We start from the raw sequence: 6,300 nt of genomic DNA on the forward strand, positions 1-6,300 counted from the left end.
GGAACATCCCGATAGGGCGACTAGCACGCCGAGTAGCGCAAATAGCCGAACGAGCACGCATTAAAGGTACTGGTTACGAGCGCGTTTGCAGCTCGATCTGCACTGCGACCAAACTGATGCGCATGCAGATCCCGTTCGTCGACGCGGTGCTCAGCCGGCTGAGCCGCCGCGACGCCGGGCTCGAACTCATCGAGGAGATCGAGGACGAGGCGGTCGAGTCCGTCGACGCCGCCGATCTGTTGACGGCCGAGCCGGCGCTGCTGTTGCAGCGGATGGAAAACCGGCTTATCCGCCACCAGCTCGCCGAGCCGGATGTGCTGAGCGCCGAGGATCTGCGCAAGTTGCGCTACATCCTCAACTTCGCGCGGCTCGCCGACTTCGAACCGGGGGCTGCGGGCCCGGGCGGAAGCCGCGGGCGCGGTGACGTCTCCGTCGGCGCCGAAATCGCGCCGTGGCGCTCCCGGGTCGCCGACACCCTCTACGGACCACTGCGCGAGGAAACGGATCCGATCACCGCGTTGAAGACCGCACGAGAGGCGCTGGCCGGTCTGGCCGCCGACCAAGACGACCAACGGCAGGTACTGATCGAGCGGCACGGAAATGACTTCGCCGCAGCGGAATTGGACGCTGAAGTCTGCTACAAGAAGCTGGTCACTATCCTCGGCGGCGGGGGCGGTGCGGGTTTCGTCTACATCGGCGGCATGCAGCGGCTGCTGGAAGCCGGCCAGCTGCCCGACTACATGATCGGCGCGTCGATCGGGTCGATCCTGGGCAGCCTGGTCAGCCGCGCCCTGCCGGTGCCGATCGAGGAGTACGTCGCCTGGGCGAAGACGGTGTCCTACCGCGCGATCCTCGGACCCGAACGGCTGCGCCGCCGCCACGGCCTGGCCGGCATGTTCGCGTTGCGCTTCGACCAGTTCGCCCACACGATGCTCAGCCGCGAAGACGGTCAACGAATGCGCATGTCGGACTTGGCGATTCCGTTCGACATCGTGGTCGCAGGTGTGCGCAGGCAACCGTATACGGCGCTGCCGTCGCGGTTCCGCCGTCCCGCATTGGCGGCGCTGAAGCTGCAGTCGGTGCCGTTTCGCCCGATCGGCATCGGCCCGGTGGTAGGCGCCCGGATGTGGCAAGTCGCGGCGTTCATCGACTTGCGGGTCGTTAAGCCGATCATCATCGGCGACGACGACCCGGCCCGCGACTTCGACGTCGTCGACGCGGCGTCGTTCTCGGCGGCCATTCCTGGTGTGCTGCACCATGAAACGAGCGACCCGCGGATGATCCCGATTCTCGACGACCTGTTCGAAGAGAAGGACATCGCGGCGCTGGTCGACGGCGGCACGGCGAGCAATGTCCCGATCGAGCTGGCGTGGAAGCGTGTTCGCGACGGCAGGTTGGGTACGCGCAACGCGTGCTATCTGGCCTTCGATTGCTTTCACCCGCAATGGGATCCGCGGCACCTGTGGTTGGCGCCGATCACCCAGGCGGTCGCGTTGCAAATGGTTCGCAACCTGCCCTACGCCGATCAGCTGGTCCGATTCGGGCCGACGCTGTCGCCGGCGAACCTAGCCCCGTCCGTCGCGGCCATCGACCGAGCGAGCCGATGGGGACACAACAGCGTCGACAAGGCGATCCCGGTGACGACGGCGCTGCTGGAGCCGACGTGGTGGGAAGGCGACGGGCCCCCAGCCGCGAAGCCCAAGACGCCGCCGAAGTCGGTGGCGTCGCCGATGAGCGCGGTGATGGCGGCGATTCAGGTGCCGACGAGCCGCCTGGCCCGGCTGCGAAGCCGCCTGACCTGAATTCAGGGCCAAGCTTCCCAGCTGATCATGGTCCGCAGCGGTCCGGCGAAGATCGGTCGCACTGCGGCTGATTGCCACCGTTCTTCGACAATGGGAGCCAGGGCTTCGGTGGTGACGAGAGGCTCGTCGTCGAGGTAGATGACGGTGATGTATTGCGGTTCGGTGCGCCATCCCCGGTGGGCGTGGTCCCATGCCGTCGTCGAACCGAATGTCCATACGCCGGCAACGCCGGGCGTCGCGAGCAACGCTGGATGGTGTTCGGCGTGCAGCCATTGCAGCCATTGGCTGGGCCGTTCGCGGATGGGTTCCTCGACGATCAGCAGTACGCCGCGGTGCGGCCGAAACGGCACAACCTCGGCGGAAACCAGCGCGTGTGGTGCGGATTGCCACTGCAGCAGTCGCAGTCCGGCCACCTGGAGTAGCGGTCGGGTGATGGGAAAGCGACCGTTCTCACGCAGCGCGCGGCCCAACGCAACGAAGTCATCGAAGGTTTGTTCAACGGGGTCATCGACGAGGTAGTGGACGGCGTTGCCGACCTCTCCCAGTGGTCCGTAGGAAGCCAAGCGATGGTCGGGGTAGGCGCCGTCGGCGATCCAGCGCAGCGCGTGCACGATGCCCGGTAGTTGGTATTGCTCAGGCATGTGATCCAGCAGGTGCCAGCGCAGGTAACTCCCGTCGTCGTCAGCCGACGCCGGAGCGGTGAGGCTGAATATGCCTGCCTTGACACGGATCACGCCGACCTCCAGGGCGTCGATTTTGCCACAGTGCGGCTACCCTGGCACAGGTAAGCATCGACAACGGCCCCCATTCATCCCGGACCGGTCTACGCGGCCTGGCCAGTAAGGCATCGGCGCGAACGACCCTGGTCGTTGGAACTGTGTTGCTGACGCTCGTTGCTGCGGCATCGGCCAGGTATGTCGCGCACCGACTCGCAAGCGGCAGGCAGCCAGGTCCTGCTCCCACAACCGAATTCGCAACGGTGTCAAAGCTGATGAACGACGCGATCGCCGAACACCGGCTGCCGGGTGGCGTGGTGGTGATCGGACATGGCGGCAAGGTCGTCTTCCACCAGGCGTATGGCTCACGCAAGCTTGCCGGCGAACAGGGGCTCGACGGATCGCTCGCGCCTGCGGAGGCGATGAGCGAAGACACGATCTTCGACATCGCGTCCTTGACCAAGTGCCTCGCAACGGCGACTGCCGTCATGCAGCTCTACGAGCAAGGCAAGGTTGCCTTCGACGAAGCCGTGCAGACGTATCTGCCTGACTTCAACAGCGCCAACGACCCACTGCGTGCACAAGTCACGCTTCGGATGTTGCTTACCCATACGTCGGGCGAACCGATAGACGTAAACCTCGGGGATCCATGGGGACTCGACGGACCCGACAAAGCCGAAGGCATTCATCGCGCGTTGACGACGCCGCTGCAGTCGGGTCCCGGTGAGGTTTTCCGCTACTCCGACATCAACTACATCCTGCTTGGTGCGTTGATCGAGAAACTCGCTGGCGAGGATGAAGATGTCTATGTTCAGCGGAATGTCTTTGCGCCGCTTGGCATGAGCGAAACCCGCTACCTTCCGCCGGCCAAAGCATGTGGCCCTCATGTGGTCCGAGGAGCCGCGATCGCCTGGGCTCCAGCAGGTGCGGCGGCCGCCTGTCCGGCAGGAACCTGGAACACCAGCCTGTTGCCGCGCATCGCACCGACGGCGATCGATGACGAAAGCAAGGACGATCCGGGCAAGAACCCCGATTTCGGTTACCTACTTCGCGGCACCGTGCACGACCCGACGGCGCGCCGCATGGGGGGAGTGGCCGGGCATGCAGGTCTGTTCTCGACGGCGCACGATGTCAGCCTCTTTGCGCAGAGCCTGCTCGATCGCCATGCCGGACGGCCGAGCACGTTTCCGCTGAAGCAAGCGACGCTGGAGTTGATGACGACGCCCCAGCAGCCCGGCCACAGACCGGGGCAAGTCCAAGCAGCCAATGATGCTGCCCGAGAAGCCATCGCGAAGGCACCAAACGCAGAAGATCCGCTTCTTGCGCCGAACTATCCGGCGATCGAGGACCAGCGACTGTTCGGCTTCGGCTGGGATATCGATACGGACTATTCCAAGCCGCGCGGCTTGATCTTTCCGATCGGAAGCTTTGGCGCCACCGGCTTTACCGGTACCTCGATGTGGCTGGACCCGGACTCCGATACCTACGTCATACTGCTGGCGAACTCGATCCATCAGCGAGGCAGTCCACCGATCTCCAAGCTGCGCGGCGACGTGGCTACGGCGGCAGCGCAGGCCTTGCGTCTGTGAGGGCGAGCAATTCGTCGACCGACCATTGGTCGTCGGCATGCCTGCCGTACTTGGCCGCGATCACCGCGCCTTGGCTGTCGAGCAGAAAGTCGGCGGGAAGGCCTTGGCGGCCGTTCTCCGGTTTCAGCGCCGGAGCGCGGTACCGGCCGAGAGCGATCAGAGTCGTACCACGGATAACCGCGCCCCACGCGCGGGGGTCCAGCAATGCGCGGGTGCCCGATTCGACACCGAATTCGCGGTAGAAGCGCTTGGTCGGATCCGCGATCGTCGAAAACGGCAAGTCAGCGGTGTGCTTGCGCAATTCATCGGCCGGCGAGTGAAAGAAGACGACTTCGCGGATGCCGGCAGCGCTGATCTCGTCGTGCCGGCGTGCGAAGGAGGCTAGGTGCAGATTGCAGATTGGGCAGCCCGCATGGCGGCGAAATTGCAGATGCACCAAACCTTGTGGGTCAGGGACCTGGATTCTCTCCCCGGTGACGCTCACGAACTCGCGGCTGGCCAGATGGACTGGCGTGTCTCGCTCAGGCATGTGAGAACTCCTTGTGCCGTGGCTCCGCCACTTTCGGAATCCGCTGCGCGCGGCGAACGCGCCGACGATGGCCGTCACGCACCATATCGCTATCGCCGCGTATGCCAATATCGGTGACCGGTTTCCGATCGATGCGCCCAGCGCGGTGTAGACGAACGCCCGCGGCACCGAACCGATAAGCGCGCCAACGGCCATCTGCCACAGCGGAACTCCGAACGCGCCGAACGCGTAAGAGGCCAGCGCATCCGATAGGCCGGGAATGAAACGCTGACCGACCACCGCCCACAGCCCGCGCCGTTCGATCAGTGCATCGATCCGGTCGGCGCGTTCGCCTCCGAGGAGCGCCCGCGCGCTATCCCGGCCCGCGCGGCGGCCCACCAAGCTGGCGACGACCGCGGTGCCCACCGTCGCACCCAGTGTCACGAACACACCCAGCACCGGACCGAACAGCAGCCCGCTGCTGGCGGCCAGAATCGGGCCCGGCACAAAGATCGCGCCGAGGACCGCCGACACCACGATGTAGGTCAGCGGCGCTGCCGGCCCGGTCGCCTTGACCGTGCGCCGTACGTCCTCGATATCGACGACGTGCTTGACGGCCAGCAGATAAAACAGCGCGACCAAGAACGCGGCGAACACGGCGAGCCGCACGATGTGGCGTCGTCGCGATATCCGGGTGGAACCGTCGACCATGGTGACCGCATCGAATCACAACAGCAACGCCTGCACCAGCGACCGACCATTACCTACTGTTCGGAAACGAGGGCACATGCGATATCACGTAGGGTGACCCGACGTGAGAACCGACGACGACAGCTGGGACATCACCGAGAGCGTGGGCGCGACCGCGCTGGGTGTGGCGGCGGCGCGCGCGGCCGAAACCGAGAGCGACGACCCGCTGATCAGCGATCCGTTCGCGCGGATCTTCCTCGACACCGCCGGCGACGGCGAGTGGGACTGGTACGGCGCTCCTGAGCTGCCTGCCGAGATCGTCGAGGCAGAACCCGCGCTGCCGCTGCGGATGAAGTCGATGGTCAGCTATTTCGCCTCTCGCACAAAGTTTTTCGACACGTTCTTCCTCGACGCCGTCAACGCAGGTATCCGGCAGGTGGTGATTTTGGCGGCCGGGCTGGACTCGCGGTGCTGGCGGTTGCCGTGGCCAGACGGGGTAACGGTCTTCGAGCTCGACCAGCCCAGGGTGTTGGACTTCAAAGCCTCGACGCTGCACGAGCACGGGGCCGACCCGATCTGCCATCGGGTCCCCGTCCCCGTCGACCTGCGTCAAGACTGGCCGAACGCGTTGCAGCAGGCGGGTTTTGACCCGTCGGCGCCAAGCGCATGGTCGGCCGAGGGGTTGTTGATGTATCTACCGGCCGCGGCCCAGGAGTTGCTGTTCGACCGCGTCCAGGGCCTGACTGCCGCCGGCAGCCGGGTCGGCATCGAGGCGCTCTCACCCAACTTCGCCGATCCCGTGGCCGCCGCGCAGCGGCGTGAGCGCTTGGGCCGGGTCCGGGAGTTGATGGCCAAGGCCGACCCGCAGCGCGAGGTCCCGCGGACCGACGAGCTGTGGTACTTCGACGAGCGCGAAGACGTCGGCGATTGGTGGCGTCGGCACGGCTGGCAGGTGACGGTGACGCCGTCGGGCGAACTGATGACGGGGTATGGCC

The 6,300-nt window shown here is 65.6% G+C and carries 5 protein-coding genes and 1 pseudogene; 3 read left to right on the forward strand and 3 right to left on the reverse strand.

From position 1 onward, the window contains the following. Positions 1-122 precede the first annotated feature (122 nt). Positions 123-1,802, forward strand: a complete 1,680-nt coding sequence (locus tag WBF82_RS12625; RefSeq protein ID WP_424383361.1) for a patatin-like phospholipase family protein — start codon at positions 123-125, stop codon at positions 1,800-1,802. 2 nt (positions 1,803-1,804) lie between these two features. Here WBF82_RS12625 and WBF82_RS12630 read toward each other — a convergent pair whose 3' ends face one another. Next, entirely contained in the window at positions 1,805-2,533 is a 729-nt protein-coding gene (locus WBF82_RS12630) for a hypothetical protein (protein WP_424383364.1), read from the reverse strand. A gap of 260 nt (positions 2,534-2,793) precedes the next feature. Here WBF82_RS12630 and WBF82_RS12635 point away from each other — a divergent pair, with 260 nt between their 5' ends. After that, complete coding sequence (locus tag WBF82_RS12635; RefSeq protein ID WP_424383362.1) at positions 2,794-4,107, forward strand: serine hydrolase domain-containing protein; 1,314 nt, start codon at positions 2,794-2,796, stop codon at positions 4,105-4,107. Here the strand turns inward: WBF82_RS12635 and WBF82_RS12640 are convergent. Both WBF82_RS12640 and WBF82_RS12645 read right to left on the reverse strand, forming a co-directional pair. Next, the gene (locus WBF82_RS12640; RefSeq protein WP_424383365.1) at positions 4,076-4,636 is read right to left on the reverse strand and encodes a peroxiredoxin-like family protein; all 561 of its coding nucleotides are present in this window, start codon (positions 4,634-4,636) and stop codon (positions 4,076-4,078) included. The two genes, WBF82_RS12635 and WBF82_RS12640, sit on opposite strands and share 32 nt — an antisense overlap. A gap of 18 nt (positions 4,637-4,654) precedes the next feature. Further along, a pseudogene (locus WBF82_RS12645) lies at positions 4,655-5,326 on the reverse strand (TVP38/TMEM64 family protein); the annotation flags it as partial. A gap of 103 nt (positions 5,327-5,429) precedes the next feature. Between WBF82_RS12645 and WBF82_RS12650 the strand changes: the two are divergent. Beyond that, the coding region (locus WBF82_RS12650) for a class I SAM-dependent methyltransferase (protein ID WP_424383363.1) at positions 5,430-6,300 on the forward strand (871 nt) is incomplete at its 3' end.

It is taken from the genome of Mycobacterium sp. (genome assembly GCF_049673265.1).
Taxonomy (GTDB): domain Bacteria; phylum Actinomycetota; class Actinomycetes; order Mycobacteriales; family Mycobacteriaceae; genus Mycobacterium.

Excerpts from the sequence above, each read along its gene's own strand:
- WBF82_RS12625 (WP_424383361.1), top strand. The coding sequence starts at position 123 with ATGCAGATCCCGTTCGTCGACGCGGTGCTCAGCCGGCTGAGCCGCCGC.
- WBF82_RS12635 (WP_424383362.1), top strand. The coding sequence starts at position 2,794 with ATGAACGACGCGATCGCCGAACACCGGCTGCCGGGTGGCGTGGTGGTG.
- WBF82_RS12640 (WP_424383365.1), bottom strand. The coding sequence starts at position 4,636 with ATGCCTGAGCGAGACACGCCAGTCCATCTGGCCAGCCGCGAGTTCGTG.